This window comes from Paenibacillus agilis (assembly GCF_007786455.1).
GTDB lineage: Bacteria > Bacillota > Bacilli > Paenibacillales > Paenibacillaceae > Paenibacillus_B > Paenibacillus_B agilis.
Genome location: NZ_VNJK01000003.1, coordinates 148,262 through 170,139, shown reverse-complemented (window position 1 = coordinate 170,139; position 21,878 = coordinate 148,262). Strand labels below are relative to the sequence as shown.

Below are 21,878 nucleotides of genomic sequence, written 5' to 3'. Positions count from 1 at the left end.
TAGCTATTATAGGCAATGGAAAAATGTACGATATAAATAATAGCTCTAATTTATAAGATACTGATTATGTAAAACATATATTTTGTCAATTTCTGTATGAATTAAGTACAGTTATATCTACCAAGCCCCTTTCAAACTTGGTACAATAAGGATAATACATATAAATAACTTACATATATTCATCCCGTTTCTTTCACCTATATACTCTATCAATCCCTTACAACCCAGACACATATTCATACCTACAACAGGGGGCGCATGATGCAGTTTGATCTCATGGATTGGTTCTTACTAGGCACGATTATTTTTTTCATATTACTAGGCATAACATCTGCTACTATCGCTTTCAAAAAGAGTCGCTCTTATTTCCCCGGCCTGACCTCCATTTTCATGGCAGGTTTATTTACGATACTACTGGCATTTAAGCTCTATCACATTGCAGATGCACAGCGCGCAGCACTTGATGCAACAATTACAAAGGCTTGGTACCATCCAGAGCAAGGCAATGATAAAGTTAATCCTACCGACCTCACAATTAAATTTAACGACCAAACGTATCGTTACCAAGGAAACATTGTCGGCTTTGCTGCTAATGGCCAAGGAGAAGCCTATGACAACCAGGGGAACCTTATCCTCTCCGGGACCTTCCGAGATAATCAACTTCACGGTGCTGGTGTATGGTATCGTCCTGATGGTACTACAAAATACTCAGGCCACTTCCGTTACAATCAGTTGCACGGTAAAGGGATAAATTACGACTCGCAAGGAAATATCGCTATTAACGGGACCTATCGAAATGGTAAGCTGCATGGCGAAGTGTATCACTACAAGGATGGCAAGGTTCATACGTTTAGCAAATACGAGAATGGTAAGAAGGTCAAAATTCTTCGGCAGTATTGAAATATCGTTACATAAGGATATGAAAAAAACCTCCCCTACCCTCATAAAAATGAAGGCGCTAGGAGAGGTTTTTGTGTACATCCGTCTTATCGTCCTACACACTTTCTACATGCATCAATCGACAAAAGCCGATACATTCCAACGTCTATTTGAAGGTGTTGGACAAACGACTTACGTCATATAACCCAGCGGGTTCGTTGCACGTAGTTTTGTGCACTATTCGGCACTCAAGTACAACTAATGAAAGTCCGCATCCCAGCGGTATTTTTCTTGATAAATGCGGTAGACTTCATCCGGCAGCCCTTCCCATTCTTCGTCCGGGTACTCTGCCAGCATTCGATACAGCCGAAGGAAACGATCCTTCGGTAGATTGAAAGCATAGCGCCGAACGAGCGGTGAATAGGATGCGATATAATGCTTCGTGCGAAGGGCTGCACCAACGACAGCCGTCATAATCGCAAGCCCTGACTCAAGGCGAAGGATGGAATGCTCATGTCGCAGCACATAGCGAAACGTTCGATCTCGAATCAAATCACGTTTTAGCTTGGCCACTTCACCAATGTAATTGGCTAGCAGCGGTTCGAAATGCCTTAACAAGAGAGGCTCCAATTCGAGGTCCATATCTTTTCGCAAAATAAACGAGTCAAGCATATGCAGCTGCTGCAGCCGAATGGTGTCATTATGCATAAGCGTTGCAATCTCTCGCAGCATCGCATAAGTTAATGGTTTGTCTTTGTTCCAATTCTCAATAGCAACTTCCCAATCACGGAACACACCATTCACGATCACTTGCTGTTCCTGCTTGATAAGTTCAAGCAGCTGCCTAGACACCGCTTGTGGTCGCAGCATAACTTGGACTCTCCATAGGACGATGATGACTATGAGCCCTATCGTGCCGCAAATGAGTCGTTGTTCCGTCGAGTCGCCAAAAAGTACAGCAGCGACCGCGATCAGGAGCGCGATAAGCAACACTTTAATATTTGAATCACGAACAAGCAGAGAGGCGTGCTCATCTAGCGAAATCAGTTTATTTTTGTCGCAATAACGGCACTCCTCTTTCGATAACATGGTGAAATTTTTACAATGTTTGCAAACTCTTAACTTTTGATAGCCGTATCTCGTTATACTATAGGACTTAAGCCGAACTGGTTGTTTATGGTTCATTTTGTATCACGTCCACGGTTTAGTATCGTTAGCAGCACTTCATCAACTTCTTCTGAGGTTGGTACTCGCTTGCGCTGCATGTAAGCTTTAATACTAATAACTGCAGCATATACGATAAGAATGGCTAGACACCCATATGCGATCATAGGAATATTCCTTTCCTCTGGTTGTATGTCGTTATTCAAGCAAGATCAACGAAGATCAAGTTCAATCATATTCGAACAATAAGATAACAAGATTCGACCTATGTCGAATGCCAACAGTTACTAGCAGCACATTGCAAGTGTAATGCCGAATTCAGTCAGAAATCAACTGTCCACTGTCAATGTTTGAAAATTGCTGGACATTTATGAGATAAACTTCATACAATCTTAAGAATTTTAACATACAATAGAAATGATAGACTTGTAGGACGTTTAACCTATTTAACCGTTATAGTCGTTGAACAGCCTCAATACATCAAAAGGAGACATTTTATGCAACGAAATATATCAATCTCTATTCGCATACTACTAGCACTTTCGATCATATTTGTACCGCTCGTCGGCATGCAGCCTACAGCGTACGCGGCAACGCCATCTTCACAGATTGATGCGGTACTAGCGCTTGATGTGAGCAACTCGATGAAAGAGAGTGATCGCAATAAGCTTGCTAATGAAGCGATGAAGATGTTCATCGATATGCTGTCGCCAACAGGCGATAAGGTAGGCATCGTCGCCTACACCGATCGAATCGAGCGCGAGAAAGCACTGCTCGATATTAAGTCAGAAGCAGACAAGCAGGATTTGAAGCAGTTTATTGACCAGATCAATCATGGTGCATACACAGACATCGCTGTCGGCGTTAAGGAAGCTGTCAAAGTGTTAGAGAATGGCGCTGATCCGGCACACGAACCGATGATCGTATTGCTCGCGGACGGCAATAACTACTTAAACAAAAACGGCAGCCGTACACAGGCTCAATCCGATCAAGAGCTCAATCAGGCAGTCGCCGATGCGAAGAAGATGGGCATTCCCATTTATACAATTGGCCTTAATGCAGACGGTCAGCTAAACAAATCTGTATTGGATCAAATCGCGAGCAAGACCGGAGGTAAATCCTTCGTCACCGACTCTGCGGACGATTTGCCGCAAATATTGAGTGAAATTTTTGCAAGTCACCTGAAATTAAAAGTTGTGCCGATTGATTCGATTACATCGAACGGCAAGTATCAAGATGTAAAAATTAACGTTCCTAACGCAAATGTGTTGGAAGCAAATATTTCGATTATGTCGGAGAAGCCCGTCGAAGTTCGATTGATCGATCCAGCTGGCAACAGCGTGCCGATTCCTTCCTCCGACGTGCTTCAGTCCAAGTCTAAGAGCTACTCTTTGCTTAAGCTAATGCAGCCTGAACAAGGTGATTGGACGTTACAAGTGAAGGGTGTCGCGAAGGACAAGATCGATATTAACTTGATCTTTAACTATGACTTGGCCCTGACGATGAAGCCGATTCCGTCCAAGAGCTACAAGCCAGGTGACACCATCGATATTGAATCGTATCTCATCAGCAATGGACAGCCGCTCGACAATAAAGAGCTGTATAACAACATGAACGCCGTTGCCCTGCTGAAAGATGTAGATACAGGCAAAACCGTCGAGGTGCCTTTGAACAACAAAGGTGATCGCTTCACAGGAGAAGTCACAATCAAGGATAAGCATCTCTATGAACTAATCGTGAAAGCCGAAGACAAGAGCTTCTATCGTGAAACGAAGCCTGTCCAGATCGATGCTAAGTCAGGCAAAGTAACAACGCCTCCGCCAACAGAGTCAGGTGGCCCAGCGGAGGACAAGCCCTTCCCTACCCTCCTCGTTGTAGGTGGAGTGCTTGGAGCTGCTGCACTCGCTGCTGCCGCATTCTTTATTATGAAGGTGATGAAAAAAGCGAATCGCGGCTTCGTTGGACAGCTTGTCATCGAAATTAAGGATGAGAATACAGGCGAGAAGAGCTACCCGCAGTATAAGAAGCTGAATAGCTTCCGCGGTAAGTTCACCTTGCATCAAGTATTGCAACTGGCACCGGAATTGAAGGAAACAGAGAAGATCGTATTTACACCGGGCAACCAAGACCGCATCATGATTCGCAGCAATGGAGACAGCACAATCGAGAAGTCAGGCCGTGCCGTTCAAGCAAGCAACGGGGTTGAGTTGAAAAATGGCGACCGTATTACCGTTCCACTTGCTAGTGTAGATAAAACGATTATGATCGAATATCTCGTATAGATCAGTCGGTTAGTTAATCAGTCAGTCAGTGAGTCAGTGAGTCAATCTCTCATATTTCGTTATAGAAATTATAAAAGGTATAGAAACAGAAAAGCGTTTGACGCTAAGGAGGTCAATGTAACATGAAACCAGTAGTTCGCGAACATATACAGCAGTTGGATGTATCCCTTGGTGGAGGTATTGTCAGTGACAAGATTCGCGTTGATACGATTGATAATCCCATTCTTATTATCGGATTAGGCGGAACAGGGATCGATGCCCTGCTCCGTTTGAAATATCAAATTAACCGCCGCTTCAAGCTGCCGGAAGATCCGGTATCGAAGCGCAAAATGGAGAAACCATCGAACGTCGAGTTCCTCGCATTCGAAACCAATGAACAAGATCGTGCTAAGAAATACAAGGGTATCGGCCTTGATCCGTTGAATGAATTTGTTCTATTGTCGAACGCTGAAGTCGGCGGCTTGCTGCAAAATCGTAGTATTTTGGAGCCATACATTACAGAATGGCTGTCTCCTGAGCTGTCGATTACAGACGGCATGAACGGTGCAGCAGGTGTACGCCAAGCTGGACGACTACTGTTGTTCACAAAGATTAACCAAGTTGTTCAAGCGATTGATAAGAAGATTAAGACATTATCTGTCGGCACAAATAAGAAGCTGATGGTATTCCTGCTTTCCGGCTTGTCCGGTGGTACAGGAAGCGGATGCTTCTTGGATATTTCCTATATCGTGCGCGGTATCATTGAGCGCGATCACGGCTCCGCAGGTATCGACCGTGTAAATACACTCGGTTACTTGTTCACGCCAGACGTCAACTTGGCGAACAAGAGCTTGAGTGAGCACACACGTGAGTACATCAAGAAGAACGGCTATGCCGCGCTTAAAGAGCTTGATTACTGGATGAATGTAGACAGCCGCGGGGAGCGATTCCAGCAGAAATACGGCAATATTTTGAGCGTAAACTCACCATTGCCGCCGTTTAATTTATGCCATCTGATCTCAGCAACGAACACAGAAGGCAAGCTGCTGGAGAACGCTTATGATTACTGCATGAACGTAACAGCAGAAAATATTACGAACTTTATGGCAAGTGAAGAGAAACAGTCTGGCGAAGAGTTCGCAATTCATGACTATATTAGCAATATCCGTACGAATATTGCGCAAATGAACAAAGCGTACCCAGCTAACTATGAGTACAACATTATCGGTGCATCCTCTGCGGTTCTGCCGATTGAAGAAATGACAACATACCTTGGCTACCGACTGTTCCAGAAGATGGACAAGATGTTCGAGAAAGCGCCAAGTCAAGAAGATATCGAGAAGTTCGCGCGCAAGATTGGTATCGACCTTGATTCGATGGTCAAGACGTTCGAATCACGTGTACCTGAGCCATTGCCAGGCTACGAGAACAGTGAGCGTTTAAGCTACAGCAATGTCGTGAAGATGCAAGTCGTGAACATGGACACGGAGCTGGAGCAGAACTTCCTAGCACGTGCTCGTGAAGAATATATTAAGGCTAAGAAGCAGCTGCCAGGCCAAATCGTCGAGCAGCTTAGTGAGCAATTGCGCCGCTTCTTCCTGCATCCTGAGCAAGGCCCGTTCTACGTATCGCGTCTTATTTATACCGAGAAAGGCTTCTGCTTGTTAAAAATGATCCTTTCTTACATCGAGACGCTGCGCGAGAGCTTGCACCGTATTCCGCGCGACATCGAGTCGGCACAGGATCAAGCGCATGATCGTCTCGGTGATGCGAAGAGTGCCTTTATCTCGAAGGACAAGAAGAAAAATGTCTTTATTGAAGCGAAAATTAATGAGTACTGGCTTCATGCTGATCTGGAACGTACCGAGCAAATGATCGAGTTCTATGAAGATTTGTACGAGCTGTTAAACAAAGAGAACAATCGCATTTATAGCGTATTTACGGAAATTTTGAATGCACTTAATTCTATTTTCGAGAAAAACGGAGATATTCTGATTAACGGTGATGAGCAGTCTGACTATAAAGGCAATCGCTCTTACTATTGGAATATCGTCAGCGTGCCGGACGTTTCTAAAGTGATTAGCAAAGTTATGGAACAGAAGGAAGTCGACGATCTCATTCGCGACTTTACGATGGAATTGTTGAACCGTTCGGATCAATGGATTAAGGAGAACGAGATCGATATCGTAAGCTCGATTAGCGACTTCTTGTCTGACAAGTTCGGCGACTTGATCACACAGTCGATGGAAGAGTTCTTGATTATGAAATTCGGCCAAGAAGAGTCGATCGAGAAGTTCGTAGAACGCAATATTGCTAGCAAGCTGGATGACGAAGCAGTACCTGTATTCCACTTGAGCAACAGCTCTGGCAGCATGTACTTCCCTTCTTGGGGCTTTGTATCTGTACCTGTTAAGGCACCTAGCATTTTGAAAGGGATTAAAAACTATCAAAATAACGCAGTAGGCAAATCTCACTTCACTGTAAAAGAGAGTGAAGTGAAGAACCGTATTTTCTGGCTCAACACACGCAATGGTGTGCCATTGTTCGTCTATACACCGCTTAAAGTGTACGAAGAAAGCTATGAGCGCACCATTCTTGATAAAGAAGGCATCGGACGCCATCTCGTGCAAACGGATAAGATTAACTGGACGTACTTGCCTTCACCAATCCCTGAGCAATCTTGGGGCGACACGTATGCAAATGCTCGCGTACGCAGCTATAACGAACGTGTACGCGGTGAATTCGCGAAAGCGCAAGGCTACAAGATTGTTGTGGAGAAAGACATCGACCACAATACGAGCAACCGCTACGCGGTCGTGCTAACGCCTGCATTTGAGCTGGACAAGCTGTTGAGCGAGTACGATCTGCAGTTGAAAGCAGCGAAACCGAATCTTGGCGAAGTGAAGCGCGCGCAGCTTGAGCTGAAGCGTCTGTTGGCAGAAGGATTGCCGCAGCAGACTACGAAAGATATTTTTGGCAGCATCAACGAAGAACTGGCTAAAGAAAACTTGATACGTACACCTGATTTGACTCGCCGTGTTCGTGAAGAAATTGCGAAGTACGAAGCGATTGCCAGCAAAGTCGCGGAATTCGATAAGCTGCTCAGCATGCATCAAGATGAAGAAAAGCTGCAAGATCAGTTCATCGAAGTGATGTACACAGGCACGATTACGAAAAAAGGCGCTCTGTTTGTATACGACCGTGATGAGGAAGAAGAAGCATGGGAGCCATTCGCCAATCTAATGAAGATTCGCGACTATGTGGAGTTTGAAATATTCGAGCAGTTCCGCAAGCTCGATGATAAGAGCCGCAGCACGATGCTGCGCAAAGCTTCCCGTCGCGACGCAGAGCTAACTGGCTCGGAAGACGTAACGCCGCTGCTTGAGAAGCTAGAAGATCTATATTCTGCCTTCCTCGACGCTCGCGATCGTCTTGAGTATGAGAAGATCGAATTGGCGAACGGTGAAGAAGCATACCAGTTCTACAAGCAGCTTACGAGCAAGCTTAACACGATTCGCAGAAAGTTGAAGTAAGCCTATGAAACAGCTGTTACAGCAATTTGCTGATGAATATGCAAGTGCGGAAGAAAAATTAAGCGGGCTGGCCGATGATCAGAGCAGTATTCACTACCCTACTCTTTTCTTGTTCATCGGTGACAAGTCGGCAGAAGCCGTTGAACAAATTGCACGCATCAATGCAAAGAAGTGGGACAATAGCGCAGGCGTTATGTATGTTCATATTGCTTCGGAACAGGAAGGCGAACTGCGTCGAGGACAGCAGGAACATGGACTGTATGAGACTTCGCAAACACAAGGCATAAACAGACAGATGGATCAAGGGCAAGAGCAAGAGTTGAGCCTCAAACAGGCTCGACTCTTCGATTCTGACGCTGCTCAGCGTGCTCAAGATTCAATCGGCACAAGTATTCGCCGTATCACACTGCCTATTGATAAATTGCAGCACAACCAATCCAAATCATTGCGCCCAGACATTTATGGGAAATGGCAGCAGGATGAGCGGCAGCTATTCGAGATGAATCGCACGCTGCGACAAGTCAGCCGTCACATTTCGGATTATGGACGACTCTACTCTTCTTTCGACCGCATTCATTTAGCAGTCGTTACAAGAGTAGATGATCCCATGAATGTGCTCGTACCGGAAATCACGTTATTGGCACAATCGATTTTCAGCCAATCGTTCAAGTCCGTGCAAATGGACATGTACGCGCTTCTGAGCGAACGCGATCAGATTGATGCTTTCGGTACGAGCAGTTGTTACGGTGTGGCATTCTTGCGTGAGTTGGAGCATTTGCAGGCAGCAGATTATGCGTTATCCGCTCCACTTCATGTTACGGAAGACGGTATTCGTATCCCTATCTCGCATGGGCCTGCGCCATTATTCGATCTTGTTTACGTTTTGTCCGACAAGAACGAACGAGGCATTTCAGCAGCATCTGACATGCAAGATAATTATGAAATGATTTGTCATATGAGCTTGTTGAAAAATCGCAAGTCGAAAGATGCCGCATATGATCAGTATGCTAGCTTTGCAACCAGCTATAACAATGCAGCATTTAAAAATAACATGATGACCGAAGACGGACGTCAAGGTTATGTATCAGCTGGATTTTCTAAAGTAAAGCGACCTAATGAATCTATCGCCTTGACTGTGCTCTATCATTTTTACAAGCAGCTGCTAGAACGATTGCAGGCGGCACCTGACTGGAGCAGCCGTGAGAAGCTCGCATTGCTCGGACTGTCAACCGACAAGGTCGCTCTCCAAGTCAATGAAGCGATTCCGGATGCAAGCCGCATTAATGATATGAATGGCATCATGACGCATGATGTTAGCTTCTCTCGTTTGAAACAGCTATCACTGCGAGAAGCAGAGGAAGCGCTGTTCGGTGAGGGCTGCAAGCTTTATTTCCGCGACAACTTTGTCCGTTCCGCGAGCAGCTATATGGAGCAGTTAGATGTACGGACAAAATTGCATGCCACAATGCAAAAGCAAGCTGCCGAGCATCCGAATCTTAACGTCTTTCATTGGTATGAATGGACAAATGAGCACGAAGAAACGGCAAGTGTATGGAAAGACGTGCGTGCACGTATTCGTGATCTATCGCGTGAGCTGGAGCTGGCTCAAGCCGAGCTCGACCAGCTTTATATGGAGAAGGCCGACAGCCTATCCTTCCAGCGCCTTCCGTTCATGGACAAACACAATGTGCGCGGCTTCGTGCGCAGCTTCTGTCAGACGATTTATAGCAAGAAGCTGGAGCTGCTGCATACAGAAACCGAGTTGCAGTTCATGCGACGGTATGAAACGGAGTTGGAGCAGCTTCATGCCGAATCGGCTCGCCAAGTACAGCAAATGCGAGAGTTGGAGCACCTGCTCCATGAGGCAGCGTTAGAGAGTATCCGTACCGCGGACGATTATATCGGGCAAAACATTATGGAGTACTATGAACGAGTTACTTCTGATGTGATGCAAGAAATCGAGGCTAAGCGTGGTGCAATGATATTCTTTGACGAACGATATGTAGGACACATGCCTGACTTGCTCCACGTTGGCCGTGAACATCTCTTACGTAAGTTGATGGAAGTGTGCCGTGTGCATGTTTTAACGGCAGCACCTTTCCATCAGACGTTCGAAGAAGAATTGCTGCGCCGCTCTAATGTTGCAATTTCGTATGACGACAAAGATGTTCTTTCAAAAGAAGAGCTGTTCAAACGCCTGTATCGGACGCTAGAGGAGCAAGCGAATATCCACATTCGCCTCTTGGACTATACGCATGAGCATCGTTATGAGGAGAAATATTTCTTCGGCGATTGTACGAGCGAATTCATCCGTTACGCACAGCGAGCAGATGAAGGATCAAGGTTGTATAAGCTCGGAACCGTGCACGAGAAGCGCAGCAGCGGCGTGGAGAAGCTGAATCTTATGGGTGGCTTCCATGTCGAAGATCTTATGTATTATCGAAATGGTAGAGTGTACTACGACAGCTATGTACAGAACGGATATACCTTCCACGGTATCGATCCTGCCAAGCTGCCTGTGCTTCGTTAAGCACGATATCGCTTGTGAAGCATGATCGGAGGAAATACACGTGAAAATATAGCTTGCTTGCACTATAAGCAGCTCGATGGCAGCAAATAACCGACTGTCATCACACTTGTACCATCCATGAAACATGCCTAAAACGAATACATGCAACCTTTAACAGCGAGAGCAGGATTGGCGTTTCACAGTGCCCTTCCCTGCTCTCGCCATTATTCAATAGAGAGGAATTGTTACGATGCAGCGTAAATTGAACTTGATGCTGGTGCTGTTCAGCCTTATCGGCGGCGGCGTTGGCTTCATTTTAGGTGAGGTGCTGTTGTACCAGTTGTCTGGTGAAGTGCCGAATGCAGTGCTGGTCGGCTTGTACTTTGGTGTACTCGCATTATGTATCGGACTAGGCGCCCTTATTGCTGAGCTAATGTCCCCTCGCCTTAACGGGGCCTCATGGCGCCAACGCTACGCCGGGGCGTCGTGGAAATATATCGCGCCAGCTACATTGGTTCTATTGTTCGTAGTAGGACTTTCTCTGCAATTCATCTACGGGCTTCAGCTCGGAGGCGCTAAGAAGGTCAACGATATCGTGCTCGTCATTGACAACTCGGGCAGCATGAACCGAACTGATCCAAACAACGACCGCAACGAAGCAGCCAAGCGCATGATCGCACAGATGGACGCAGACAAAAGAGTTGCAATCGTAGAATTTAACGATCAAGCAGCTGTTCTACAGCCATTTATACAAGTAAAAGATCAAGCAGCAAAAGACAGCATCTATGCCACGTTGGACGCACAGAAGACGACAGATGGCGGAACAGATATTGCACGCGCTCTTGATGTAGCCATGCAGCATATTAAAGAACAAGCTGATAGTATGCGCGGTACAATGGTCGTTCTATTGTCAGATGGTGTGAGTGAAATGAACTTGGACGCTGCTACTTCCGAGTATGCGGCGCAGCATATTGCCGTGAACACGATTGGACTTAGCCTGATTGAAAAGGCCGGCTCTAACCTGCTGCAGCAAATTGCTGAACGAACAGGTGGCCAATACTATGATGTTTCCGAAGCAAATCAGCTATCATTCGTCTTCCAAGACATTTATGAGAAAATAGACAATCGCACGCTCATTACCGAGCGTACAGGTCCGACTGCGGATAACACCTACTACAGCATCTTACGCGTCATTGCCATCGTGTTGGTTGGAGCAGCGATTGGCCTAGCGCTTGGACTTATGTTCGATAATCGCTATTTGGCGCGCAGCTTTGCTATCGGCGGTGCGGTAGCTGGACTATTCGCGGGCCTCGTTCTGGAGGCTGGCCTGACAGGTATTATCGTGCTGGACAGCGTAGTACGATTGATTGCAGACTTGCTGCTGGCAGGCATTATTTCCGTGTTTACACTAGTTGTTCCGATTAAGGAAAATTACACGCTTCGCGACAACACGCACCGTCCGAGCCGTTCATCAGGCAGAGGCACAAGCGAGGAGTTTACCGAGAAGCCGCGAGACAGCCGCAGTCACGGATTTTAATGAAGTAAAATGAAATGGAGCTTTATATCAGCCCATTATCGGCGTATTCGTATAAACGCATTCATATCAGCACATTCGTATTATCGTATTAGTATCGCTCTACGCATTCGTGCAACCAGACGGAATGCATGAAGTGGAATGCTACTCATTTTAATTGTGACAAATATGCAGTTATTTAATCGGAAAGTAGGCTTATTCTGGGCATTATCGGCAAAAATACATTTATTTTTGTTCCCAAGCCCATTTTAAGCGCTAATCGAGAAAAATAACTGCACTTTTGTCCAAATATACGGCAAATTGGCGTTTTTCACTTAAAATAACTGTACTTTTGTCCATAGTGTCATTGATTATGCTTGCACTCATGTGGAATATTACGCGAAATCTAACAGAACAAACGGGGCACATCCGTTGACGCTTCTTCCAGCACAACTTGAAATGGATTTAAATAGGTATAAAAACAAACCACGTCACACTGTCATATGCAGGGGGCTATAACACATGCACGTTATCGATGCGGATTCAACGACACCAGTCATCCGTGAACTGACCTACAAAATAGACGAAGACCGCTGCACGCTGCGCTGGCTATGGCCCGATGGTGTACAAGCGGTATATATTCAGCGAGCGCAAGCTGACGGACAACAACTGCAAGAACAGGAAGCTCCGTCACCAAGCAGCCTTAAGCTGTATACGAAAAATGAATACAAAGCTAACAACGGCTACCATGAACGAGTCGACCAGATTGGTAGACTCTCCTATACGGTATATGTCAGCATAACTACCGACGAAGGAACAGCGCTCGTTCGTCAGCCTGACGGAAGCAACCGTATTTTAATTAGCACGGGCAAAGCCCGTATCTACTACTCCATTCGTCAGAGCAGCGGATGGTTCAAGCGTTACAAGACGGTGCAAATTCAAGTAACGACGGAAGTCCCCTTGGCTAAAGACGTACTCTGTTATGTAAAAAAGCAAGGCGGCTCCCCTGTTAATAAAGAGGATGGAACTGTCTATCCGTTCGTGGAGTCATTCGTTGCAGGCAAGACCGTACTGCCAATGATCGAGGTTGGCAAGGACGACTACATCCGGCTCTTCTTCACCGACGGACGCCAATATGGTCAGGTGTATGAACTAATACCGGAATAAGGAGGAAGACAACATGGGTATTTTTGATCTTTTCAAAAAGAAACCGCAAGCTGCGCCTAAGCCGCTTTTTTACGATATTGTATGTCCCTACTGCTTCAGCAAATTTGCACCTGATGAGGTCGTATTCCGAGCGACTCACCATCGTGAAGACGATGAAGATTATGCCCTTCGTGAAGATGAACCATTGAATCGATACCGCGAGCGCTTTGGCCTTGATTCGGTCTACGATATGGAAGCCATTCTATATCCACGCGACATCCCGGAAGAGCACCATATTTACTCGGATCACGTCTTGCTGGGACTCAATGATCGTTACGGTGTTACGACTCGTCGCAGGCTTTGCCCGAAGTGTCATAATGAACTGCCGATTACGGCGGGCAAAGTGCCAAGCAATATTATTTCGATCATCGGCGCTTCCCAAGTTGGTAAGTCCGTTTATATGACATCGCTCATTCATACGCTGCAGCATCGGACTGCCGATCATTTTGATGCGGCTTGTATGCCGCTAAATGCTGAGATTAGCCGCAAGTTCCGTACGATGTACGAAGAACCACTCTTCGAGCGTGGAGATCTGCTTGCCTCGACTCAGAAGGAGAAGATGCAGGAGCCGTTTATTTTCCAGTTCGTATTCAAAGATGAAACGAAGCCGCCGCTAACACTCGTATTCTTCGATGTTGCAGGGGAAGGTATGGTGGATCAAGATTATCTCGGGCTGCATGGCCAGCACATCAAGAACTCAGCCGGCATTCTATTTATGGTTGATCCATTGCAAATTCGTTCGATTCGCGAGAAGATTCGCATCAACATTGGTGATAACCCAGGGGAATGGGTATCTCAATATGATGAGCCGCGTGATGTCGTACTGACGATGTTCGGGGACTTTATTGCCTATGAACAAAACACGAAAACAGATATTCCAACGGCTGTTGTTCTAACAAAGAGCGACATGCTCCATACACTGGCGGATGAAGGCGATGACTATTTGAAGCCGAACAGCAATATTTTCAACAATATGGTGCATCGTAAATACCTCAACTTGACGGAGCAAGCCAATATTGATGGAGAAGTGCGCCGCTTTATTGAAAAAGTGGACCGCCCATTCAAAGGTACGATGGACGTTTACTTTACGAACACGTCTTATTTCGCCGTATCTGCACTAGGCAGCAATCCGGTCCATCAGAAGCTGCAAGGTGTCGTCAATCCGATTCGGGTCGATGAGCCATTCGTCTGGCTGCTGCACAAGCTCAACTATATTGAGGGGAGAGAAGAACATTGAATCGGTCCACTCCCCCGTTGATCCAGCAGCAAATGTACACTCGTGAGCGGAGCGGTATTTTCCGATCAACGGAAGGCTATGATACGATTGCCCGTTCAAATGGTCTCGACCCTACCTTTATTAAAAAAACGCTGCATCCATTCTGTATGTACGATGCACCAGCTCAATTAAGCAATGTCGGGGAAAAGGATGAATCCCAATATCCCGAAGCCGTCCATCTGATCCATACCGAGGGCGGCCAGATTGTGCTCGGATGCAGCGTTTATCAGTCCGCAGACTTTACGGGCCTGCGCAGTGCATTTTTCACACATAACTATGTCATTCCTGCGGAACGCTCGCAAGAGCTTGTGACCAACTATGTATCTTGGTTGCATGCAACATTCGCGCGCAGCTACCTGCTGGAAAATGGCTCTGAACTTCCTGAGCTTGCTGAGCTGCCAACCGCAAGTGCCGCAGAAGTGCAGGAAGAATGGAATATTGAAAGCCCTGCTGCTATGCGTTCTGTGTTGGCGAAGCTACGTATCGATGAGGCGATGTTCAAACAGATGCTGTTTGCTGTGATGTCAGCTGTTGCGAACAAGAAGAAGGTCTATATTGCTTTGGACGTGCCTATTAGCCAAACTTCGAATATTGCTAGGAAGCTGCTAGGTATTTTATATGCAAGCATGCCGCATGCTTTCCGTGCACAGCTCGGCTTTCTCTCCTATGCGAAAGAGCCACAGAGCAAGAAAGGCATTCATGTGATGTTCGTAGAAAAAGGCAGCCTGCGTCAGGGAGATCGTACGATTGAGAAGGACTATACTTTCGATCTGGCAACACAGCGCGTTACGAATGTAGAAGCCGATCTCGCGCAGCAGCCTTATCTAGACTTCGCTTGGCGGAACCTAGATCGCGTGGAGCGTGCCGCGAGCTTCTACGCCTATGCGGAGCTGATGCTCTCTGATATGGGACCTACTCGCAGCATGTCATTAGCGAGCTATCATGAACTGGCGGTATTGTTCCAGATCGAAGAAGGCAAGCATTCGCTGTATGAGCAGAATCGTATTCCTGTGCTGCAGACACTTTTGGACTATTTGGCACCTAAAGGAGCACTCCAGAAGAAACAACAGCTCAATAACCTGTTTGTACAGCTATTCCAGCGTGAATACGAAGCGGTTAAGCAGCGTCATATTCCAGAGATATCTGTTGTCGAGCGTTTTAAAGAATACGATCAGCGCGAAGATACTTTCATACGTGAAGCATTTATCGGGTATTTAATTAGCGCCCTTAATCATGCTCTGGCAGCCCAGCGTACGCAGGAAGCGAACGCTCTCTATGCCTTGATTGAGCGCAGCAACGAGCTGAGCAAGCCTTTGTTCGATAAAGTGCTAAACGGAGGCTTTGCGGGAACTTTATTTATGCCGTTCCTGCATCATAAGCTGCAGCAGACGCAGACGGCCGAAGAAGCCATACGGATCGTACATGATTGGACATTGCGCCACAACCAGCTGCGAAGCTTACCTGCTTATAGCGAGATGGCTCATTATCATTTGGAGGACAAGCTTCGTCACACTCCAGATCTCGTTAAAGCTGTGAACGATGTTCTAGAACAGATCCATCAACTAGAACACAGTCAACAAGTTAGCACTGCATCGTCTAAACAGTCGACAGCGCATCAACAAGACCATGACGGCAGCACTCCATTGTTATTACAGCTGTTATATGCAGCGAACCAATTTCTACTGACGGAGCTGGACTTGGATCATGTTACTAAGCAGCAGCTATTACAAGTAGGCTTCCTAGAGGAAGCGGCTGAGTTCCGTGCATGGGTCACTCGTTTTGACCAACGCATTCGCGCTAAGGCTGCTGTGATGCTGGCCGCGTATCAGTGGTTCTCGACCACGAAACCAGATGCGACGATATTTGATAACCTGTCCCCTTCTGAACTTGACCGTGTTCAAAAGCTCGGACAGCGCTGGCTTCAGCAAGATCTACAGAGTGGCCAATTTGATAAACTCGTATTGGCATTTTGTCAGGATACCGATGAAGGCGTATTGGAGTATGGAACAATGCTGCAATTTATTCATACGTATGCAAAAGATCGAGAGACATTATACCAGTTCTTTAACTGGTCTGAAACGCATCCAAGCTTTATACGAGCTCGCAAGCTCCATCCAAACTATGCAGCAGCAATGGTTACTTACTTTAAACGTCATGATCGCGATGCGTTTAAATCTCGCCAGTATCGGAAGCAATATTTTGAGCAAGCTGGACCAGCACTCGAACCTGTATATGAAAAGGCACGATATGAATTGTCATCACCCTTGGCTAGACTGTTCAGCAAACGCAAAAATGTTGTCTTATTCTCAGTCGGTACAGCTGTTGTAGTAATTGGAACAGCCGCAGGATTGTATGCAAGCGGCGTGTTTGGAACGAAAGACGTGCCCACTGCGGTAACGGATCCAACGCTAGTTTCGCCTCCTGAAGGAACTGCAACAGATCCTTCAGGAACAGGTTCTACACCAGACTCTGCTGGAACTGATCCGAATGCGGGTAATCCATCAAGCACCACGGACCCAGCTAATACAACTGAACAATCTGCTATACCTGGTCTTTCTGCTGTTTACGCGGAACAGGTGAAGCAATCACCTGCGGATGTTGAGGCGGAAAATGACACGGGTAATGGCAATGGTGCAGATACAGATAGCGATTCAAGTACGACCATAAATAACGATACAACGCAGCTCGTATTCGAATTCGAATCGGCAGAACCATGCAAGGTTCTAGCGCAGTCCAAGCCTGCTAGCGCAAGCTTATTGCCTGCAAATGAACAAAACCAAGCACAATCATTTTCTATCACAGCACCGATAGCTTCTTGTGATACAGCGCCCTATCAGGTGAAGCTCCCGCTTGCAGAGAAGCTCGAGCTACAAGCTGGTGCGCGCATTCAAATCGGCGAGCAAACATACACGCTCTCTGAACCAAAGCAGCCTAGTGTTGAATAAGAAAATCAGCAATAGTAAACAAAAGCATATACTAAAATAAATGTTCAAGCTGCCGAGTCTATAAACTGCAACTCTAATTTGGTTAGTATTCTCTAACTAGTAGGGTTAAAGTTCAATCACTCGGCAGCTTGTTTTTCTAATTTGCTCCCAACACCCATCAATCATGCAACGAATAGCTCATAATCCACTGCTCTCCAAGCGGGCCTTCCTTTCTCCTTCCGCTATCTTTAAACCCCACATTCAAATAAAGCTGTTGAGCAGCCGCATTCCGATGATTTACAGCTAGTACAATCTCATTGCAGGATGAAAAATGCTCTTTTACAAACGCGCTTAGTTTCTTCATTCCCTGTTTAGCAAATCCTCTTCCCTGTTGAGCATGATCGATCGATAGTGCAGTTAGCAGCATGGCATGCGGATTATTCGAATACTGCTTCACCCGCTCCGTTGCATGCAGCATAAAGAAACCAACCGCTTCAGAATCATGCTCAATAACGATGCGGTATTGTCCTTCCGTCACTACTGCCAGCATTTCTATCGGCAATGCCGTAAATTTCTCCTGCTCTTGGGGCAGCTGAAACATCTGCAAAGAAGCAAAATGATCAGATCGATAAAATGCCAATTTCACTTCCTGTGATGTATGTAACATAGCGCTCATCGTTCATTATCCTCCTTCATCTGCTACACATAAAATGTTCATGCCGATCTTATTCCTGACAATTTGAAATAAAACGTTGATCCAATTTAAAAAGGTTACTATAATAGTAGTAACTTTCAAAGATAAGGATGTGTCGTTTTGCCGTTTCGCGTATATATTTTAGCTATCGCAGCTTTTGTTGTCGGCACAGTGGAGCTCATCGTCGGTGGTATTCTCGAATTGATCGCCGCTGACTTGAACGTGTCCGTTAGTGCAGCTGGTCATTTTATAACGGTATTCTCAATAGCTTTCGCTGTATCTGCACCTATATTAATGAATGTCACAGCGAAAATGGACCGGAAAAAGTTATATGTGATATCTCTATTCGTGTTCATGATCGCCAATCTAATCGTTGCTATGAGCTCCAGCTACAACGTTATTCTTGCAGCTCGTGCGCTTTCCGCAATGAGCGGATCGATCATCATTGTGCTATCTATCATGATGGCATCCCAGCTTGTCCCGCCTTCCCATAAGGCACGTGCAATTGGCACCATCTTTATGGGCATTAGCGGATCGCTCGTACTTGGCGTCCCGCTTGGCATGGTACTAGGTAATGCATATGGATGGAGAGCTCCATTCTTCTTTATCGCTTTGCTAAGTGCGATCGCGATGATTTGCATACAGCTGCTTATGGAAAAGACTGCACCTAATCCAATCATTCCATTGCGCAAGCAGCTTGCTTCGCTGAAGGACAGCAAAATTGTTAGCGGCCAATTGATTTCATTCCTGTTGTTGACGGGCCATCTAACGCTATATGCTTACTTCGCACCTTATGTACAATCGAACTTTAACATTAGTGCAAGTACGATGAGCATTATCTACTTCTTGTTCGGTATTGCAGCTGTATCTGGTGGCGGCATCGGCGGATGGATCTCAGATCGCTTAGGAACTCGTAAAGCGCTTCTATTTATCGTACCTAGCTTCGCTTTGTCTATGTTCGTACTGCCATTGGCTGCACAGGTTTCCTTCTACATCTTCATGGCAGTCGTTATGGTATGGAGCGCACTCAGCTGGGCCATCTCTCCGGCACAGCAAACTTACTTGATGCAATCGGCACCTGAAACGGCTGATATTCAACTCAGCTTGAATACGTCGATTATGCACCTTGGCATTGCTTGCGGTTCCTTTATTGGCGGTATCGCGATTAAAGAAGCATCCGTGGCAATCAATCCTTGGATCGGCGGAGCCATTGCAATGCTTGGACTGGCGAGTGCATTATTCTCACTTAGCCGCCGTTCGCGGGCAGATAAACAGCCGCTGGCGACGACGAAACTTGCAGCTGAAGTATAAAATGTACAGGATCACATTTGCTCAAACCATCATTAAATAACATGGAGCACATAAACTACATGAATCCTTTGTATCACAATCGCATAAAGCATTCCTTTTAATAAAAACAGGTCCCCTATTCACATCAACTAATATGAATAGTGAGACCTGTTTTTCATTTACCGATACCATAGCCGAGTAACTCCCACCGCAGTATTAATCACTTCTAACCTAATTAATAGCGCAGTCGCATTAGCAGGGAGCGCATTTCATCATCCTGCAAAAGCTCGTCTACATATTTGAGCGATATTTTTGCAAGAGCTACATCATGATAGAAGAACTCCGTAAAGAACTTCACGAACGGCTGAGCCTGAGTCCGAATCGCCTGCCAGCTTCCATCCTCCATGCCTGCACACAATACCTGCTTGCCATCAATAACGACAAGGGTGAACCGCTCCATATGCGCTGTTCCTTCAGCAGGAGTAAGGAAATGCAGCTTGGACAATTTTACATTGACAGAATCCGTACCAATGACCAGCGCCTCGACTTGAACCCCTTCTTGCTCCTTTAGCTCCAAATTGTCTGCATAGCCAGCAAACTCATCGGCCCACATCGACACGACGATCGACTGCTGTGCCCCAGCAATCATTTCTTTACAGTAAGCGGCTATCGAACTTTGAGACTTTAGGCTCCATACTTGATCATCGCCATAATTTCTACGCACGACGCTTGTTCTCAACTCCGTAATATCCTGCTCGAATTCACGCGTCAGCTTATCTATCACCACTTGAATGGGTAGCGCAGCATACGTACGTTTCTTGCCTGAAATTGCGTCGAGTATAATTCCTTTCTCTGCTAAGCGGCTCAGCACTTCATATATTTTTGCCTTTGGTACGCCTGAATACTTAACGATTGTCGTTGCATCCATCGCTTGCTCACTAGTAGCTAACGTCTCGTACACTTTACTTTCATATTGGGAATAACCGAATCGTTGCAGCATAGTACCTCCTTAAATGTCTGCATATGACTGCATATTCTATCCCTTTATCTTACCGAAAGTACGAGTAGATGCAAATAGATGCACTTATAAACTACCGCTTCTGCTGCCGCCTATTGTGACTTGCTGTCCATACTATTCGCTAGCGATGTCTTCATTCTAAACATTGACGCTGCGTAAAGGTCAACTAGGTCATCCAACTTTTGAAAGTAAATTATCAAGAATCATCTTTCTCTTATTCAACAAGCGAGCGAAAATAGTTGAGGTAGAGGTATATAAAGCTACACTCGTATCCGCTTGCCCAATCTTCCATATAAAGGTTATGATTATTAACGGCTGCATAACAAAAGCAAATATACATCTCTTATCTACACACAATCTTATTTAATAGAGGCACCATTCCATTCTTAATGAGGCAGAGAAAGGAAGTACGAATATGGCGAAACTCATATCCCAAGCTAGAATTACTTCTCTAGGCTACTACGTTCCTGAACAAAGATTAACGAATGCTGACATGGAACAACTGGTCGATACTTCACATGAATGGATTGTACAACGAACGGGAATTGTGGAGAGACGAAAGTCTGATGAGCATCAATATACAAGCGACCTCAGCATTCGTGCGGTTCAAAACCTAATCGATCGTTTTCAAAAACAAATTGATGACGTTGACTTTATTCTCGTATGTACGATAACACCTGACTATGGCTTTCCAAGTGTAGCAGCTCGTGTACAAGCTCATTTCGGCATTTCACGCTGCGGCACATTAGATATTAATGCAGTTTGTGCTGGATTTGCTTATGGTCTACACCTGGCTAACTCCTTAATTACATCAGGACTTCACAATAAAGTGCTGGTAATTGGAGCAGAGACGCTAACAAAGATTACGGATTATACAGATCGCGCAACTTGCATCTTATTCGGGGATGGAGCTGGTGCAGCTCTAGTAGAGCGTGATGCTCAAAACCCTAGCTTTATCGGTGCCGTTCAAGGAACAAAGGGCGAAGGCGGCAAGCATGTCTATTTATCAGGATTGTCTCAGACGATCGATGGACAGCCTATGAACAGCCCAAATAAGATGTGGCAAAATGGACGCGAAGTATATCGCTGGGCAACGACGACCGTGTCAGAGGGCATTCAAGAACTTGTCCAACAGGCGGATTTTTCTTTGAAAAATATCAACTGGATTGTCCCTCACAGCGCCAACCAACGTATATTAGAGTCAATCAGCGAGCGCATCGACGTTCCGATCGATCGCTTTCTCTCAAGCATCGAATATTACGGGAATACCTCTACAGCTTCGATCCCGCTTGCGATTCAAGTTGGTCTTGAGCAGGGTAAGCTACAGAACGGGGATCATCTCATCCTATTCGGATTCGGCGGCGGCTTAACGTATGCTGGCCTGCTCATTCAATGGAACCTTGACCCCGAAACAACTTAGCGACTACATAGCAGGACCGCTTATGGAGCATGAATGCTTCAAAGGTGGTCCTTTTTCTACAGCTCTTATTTCATCTATTTTGTTTCGGCTGATACAAATGAAGCAAATGGTGTTAAGTAATACGTATCGACTTCATTTTCATGAAATGAAACAATCGGACGGACCCATATTCACGTAAATGAACAGTCTAT

15 protein-coding genes are annotated in these 21,878 nt (G+C 45.8%); 11 read left to right on the top strand and 4 right to left on the bottom strand.

Annotation, left to right across the window (positions count from 1 at the left end):
* Nucleotides 1-258: 258 nt before the first annotated feature.
* Nucleotides 259-900 (top strand): toxin-antitoxin system YwqK family antitoxin, encoded by a 642-nt coding sequence (locus FPZ44_RS19740; RefSeq protein ID WP_144993055.1) that lies wholly within the window; start codon nucleotides 259-261, stop codon nucleotides 898-900.
* Between the two features lie 237 nt (nucleotides 901-1,137).
* Here the strand turns inward: FPZ44_RS19740 and FPZ44_RS19735 are convergent, their stop codons facing one another.
* Both FPZ44_RS19735 and FPZ44_RS26540 read right to left on the bottom strand, forming a co-directional pair.
* Complete coding sequence (locus FPZ44_RS19735) at nucleotides 1,138-2,064, bottom strand: hypothetical protein (protein ID WP_261378437.1); 927 nt, start codon at nucleotides 2,062-2,064, stop codon at nucleotides 1,138-1,140.
* Nucleotides 2,061-2,210 carry a hypothetical protein gene (locus tag FPZ44_RS26540; protein ID WP_157282806.1) on the bottom strand — a complete coding sequence of 50 codons (150 nt, stop codon included), beginning with the start codon at nucleotides 2,208-2,210 and terminating at the stop codon, nucleotides 2,061-2,063. The genes FPZ44_RS19735 and FPZ44_RS26540 overlap by 4 nt, the downstream gene beginning before the upstream one ends.
* Nucleotides 2,211-2,540: 330 nt before the next feature.
* Between FPZ44_RS26540 and FPZ44_RS19730 the strand changes: the two genes are divergently transcribed.
* From FPZ44_RS19730 to FPZ44_RS19700, 7 genes are all read left to right on the top strand, one after another.
* On the top strand, nucleotides 2,541-4,325 hold the full coding sequence (locus tag FPZ44_RS19730; RefSeq protein WP_144993052.1) for a vWA domain-containing protein: 1,785 nt from the start codon (nucleotides 2,541-2,543) through the stop codon (nucleotides 4,323-4,325).
* A gap of 122 nt (nucleotides 4,326-4,447) precedes the next feature.
* Nucleotides 4,448-7,837, top strand: coding sequence for a tubulin-like doman-containing protein (locus FPZ44_RS19725; RefSeq protein ID WP_144993050.1), 3,390 nt, complete (start codon nucleotides 4,448-4,450; stop codon nucleotides 7,835-7,837).
* 4 nt (nucleotides 7,838-7,841) lie between these two features.
* Nucleotides 7,842-10,367: a transcription initiation factor TFIID gene (locus FPZ44_RS19720; RefSeq protein ID WP_144993047.1), complete on the top strand. Its 2,526-nt coding sequence runs from the start codon at nucleotides 7,842-7,844 to the stop codon at nucleotides 10,365-10,367.
* Between the two features lie 229 nt (nucleotides 10,368-10,596).
* A complete protein-coding gene (locus FPZ44_RS19715; RefSeq protein ID WP_144993045.1) occupies nucleotides 10,597-11,883 on the top strand; it encodes a vWA domain-containing protein in 1,287 nt (428 codons plus the stop codon).
* A 498-nt stretch (nucleotides 11,884-12,381) separates the two neighbouring features.
* Entirely contained in the window at nucleotides 12,382-13,026 is a 645-nt protein-coding gene (locus tag FPZ44_RS19710) for a beta-mannanase (RefSeq protein ID WP_144993042.1), read from the top strand.
* Nucleotides 13,027-13,039: 13 nt separating this feature from the next.
* Nucleotides 13,040-14,302, top strand: a complete 1,263-nt coding sequence (locus tag FPZ44_RS19705; RefSeq protein WP_144993039.1) for a hypothetical protein — start codon at nucleotides 13,040-13,042, stop codon at nucleotides 14,300-14,302.
* On the top strand, nucleotides 14,299-17,286 hold the full coding sequence (locus tag FPZ44_RS19700) for a GAP1-N2 domain-containing protein (RefSeq protein WP_144993036.1): 2,988 nt from the start codon (nucleotides 14,299-14,301) through the stop codon (nucleotides 17,284-17,286). Before FPZ44_RS19705 ends, FPZ44_RS19700 begins: the two co-directional genes overlap by 4 nt.
* A gap of 157 nt (nucleotides 17,287-17,443) precedes the next feature.
* Here FPZ44_RS19700 and FPZ44_RS19695 read toward each other — a convergent pair whose 3' ends face one another.
* Complete coding sequence (locus FPZ44_RS19695) at nucleotides 17,444-17,941, bottom strand: GNAT family N-acetyltransferase (protein ID WP_418789194.1); 498 nt, start codon at nucleotides 17,939-17,941, stop codon at nucleotides 17,444-17,446.
* 138 nt (nucleotides 17,942-18,079) lie between these two features.
* On the opposite strand from FPZ44_RS19695, the gene FPZ44_RS19690 reads away from it, so the two are divergent.
* On the top strand, nucleotides 18,080-19,270 hold the full coding sequence (locus tag FPZ44_RS19690; RefSeq protein WP_144993034.1) for an MFS transporter: 1,191 nt from the start codon (nucleotides 18,080-18,082) through the stop codon (nucleotides 19,268-19,270).
* 214 nt (nucleotides 19,271-19,484) lie between these two features.
* On the opposite strand, the gene FPZ44_RS19685 is transcribed toward FPZ44_RS19690, so the two are convergent.
* Nucleotides 19,485-20,249 (bottom strand): TrmB family transcriptional regulator, encoded by a 765-nt coding sequence (locus FPZ44_RS19685; protein WP_144993031.1) that lies wholly within the window; start codon nucleotides 20,247-20,249, stop codon nucleotides 19,485-19,487.
* Between the two features lie 433 nt (nucleotides 20,250-20,682).
* Between FPZ44_RS19685 and FPZ44_RS19680 the strand changes: the two genes are divergently transcribed.
* Together FPZ44_RS19680 and FPZ44_RS26535 are read left to right on the top strand one after the other, a co-directional pair.
* Nucleotides 20,683-21,687 carry a ketoacyl-ACP synthase III gene (locus FPZ44_RS19680; protein ID WP_144993029.1) on the top strand — a complete coding sequence of 335 codons (1,005 nt, stop codon included), beginning with the start codon at nucleotides 20,683-20,685 and terminating at the stop codon, nucleotides 21,685-21,687.
* Nucleotides 21,688-21,709: 22 nt separating this feature from the next.
* Complete coding sequence (locus FPZ44_RS26535; RefSeq protein ID WP_186786154.1) at nucleotides 21,710-21,865, top strand: hypothetical protein; 156 nt, start codon at nucleotides 21,710-21,712, stop codon at nucleotides 21,863-21,865.
* The last annotated feature ends 13 nt before the right edge of the window (nucleotides 21,866-21,878 follow it).